This is a genomic window from Pseudomonas sp. DrBHI1, from assembly GCF_002205115.1.
In the GTDB taxonomy this organism is placed as follows: domain Bacteria; phylum Pseudomonadota; class Gammaproteobacteria; order Pseudomonadales; family Pseudomonadaceae; genus Aquipseudomonas; species Aquipseudomonas mosselii.
The window spans coordinates 1-1,281 of record NZ_NIBE01000044.1; the positions used below are offsets into that span (position 1 = coordinate 1).

The 1,281-nt window shown below is 68.5% G+C and carries 2 protein-coding genes; both read left to right on the forward strand.

Annotated elements, in window-relative coordinates; genetic code table 11:
- Positions 1-15 precede the first annotated feature (15 nt).
- Positions 16-717, forward strand: coding sequence for a YoaK family protein (locus CC207_RS06775; protein WP_088851778.1), 702 nt, complete (start codon positions 16-18; stop codon positions 715-717).
- A gap of 154 nt (positions 718-871) precedes the next feature.
- A complete protein-coding gene (locus tag CC207_RS06780) occupies positions 872-1,114 on the forward strand; it encodes a hypothetical protein (protein WP_028692413.1) in 243 nt (80 codons plus the stop codon).
- The last annotated feature ends 167 nt before the right edge of the window (positions 1,115-1,281 follow it).

Sequence of the window (1,281 nt, forward strand, 5' to 3'; positions counted from 1 at the left end):
CCGGAGCCCCGTCCCATGCTGCCCACCGCCCCCTCCCTGCACAGTGCACGCCGCGTCCGCCTGCAGGCCTTGCGCGGGCGGGTCGGCCTGGGGCTGGTGGCCGGGCTTTCGGTGCTGGCCGGCATGACCGATGCCATCGGCCTGCTGGCGTTGGGCGACTTCGTCTCGTTCATGAGCGGCAACACCACGCGCCTGGCGGTGGCCATCAGCCAGGCGGACCTGGCGCTGATCCTGCGTCTGGCCTTGGCGATCCTCGGTTTCGTGCTGGGCAATACCCTGGGTGTCCTGCTGGCCCGGCGCCTAAACCGGCGCGCCACGCCCTTGCTGCTGATCGTCGCCACCCTGTTGGCCTTCGCCGCGGCCTGGCCGGCGTCGATCACCTTCCCCGCGCTGATCGCAGCCACCCTGGCCATGGGCATGCTCAATGCCGTGGTCGAACAGGTGAACGGCCTGCCGATCGGCCTGACCTACGTCACCGGCGCGTTGTCGCGCTTCGGCCGTGGCCTGGGACGTTGGCTGCTGGGTGAGCGGCGCGATGGCTGGCGAGTGCAACTGGTGCCCTGGAGCGGCATGCTGCTGGGCGCCGCGCTCGGCGCCTGGCTGCAACAGCGGCTTGGCTTGCAGGCGTTGGCGGCCAGTTGCGCCCTGGCCTGCCTGCTGGCGCTGGTGACGGTGTTCATTCCACGGGCCTGGCAACTGGGCTACATGCCGCGCTGAGGACGGACCAGACAGCGCAAGCCCGTAGCGGCAGGATATGCTTATCCTTCAATAGTCACTATCGAGCGCAGCAATTTCCAAAGCGTCACCGTGGCCAATAACCTGAGCTCATCGATTCGACACCCTCGAACCCCAGGCTCACGGAACCGCCCCGATGAACACCACCGCCCGCCACCTCCTCGCTGCCCTGGCCATCGCCGTGCTGAGCGGCTGTGCCAGTCATCCCGAGCAGCGCCCCTATACCGCCGAGGAAACTCGCCAGTTGCAACTCGAAGCGCTGCAGCGTCAGGGCCTGAGCCTGGAGGAATACGAGCAGCGCAAACTGGCGGTGTCGCGCGCCGGCCGCCCGCAGGTGGTGACCGACGCCGCCAGGGCCAGGACCGCAATCAGCGGTTGACCTCGACCTCCTCCAGGAGCGCCAGCAAGTGCTCGTTGAACGACACCGGCCCTTCCTCCACCACGAAATGCCCGCAACCCGGCAGGATTACGCCCTGCAACGCGTCGGCGTGCCCCCGCATCGTCGGCAGCGCACCGAGTCGATCGTCGAGCGCCTGCGCCAGGCTT

What these genes read in the sequence shown, in the direction of transcription:
- CC207_RS06775 (WP_088851778.1), top strand. Translation starts at nt 16, where the DNA reads ATGCTGCCCACCGCCCCCTCCCTGCACAGTGCACGCCGCGTCCGCCTG.
- CC207_RS06780 (WP_028692413.1), top strand. Translation starts at nt 872, where the DNA reads ATGAACACCACCGCCCGCCACCTCCTCGCTGCCCTGGCCATCGCCGTG.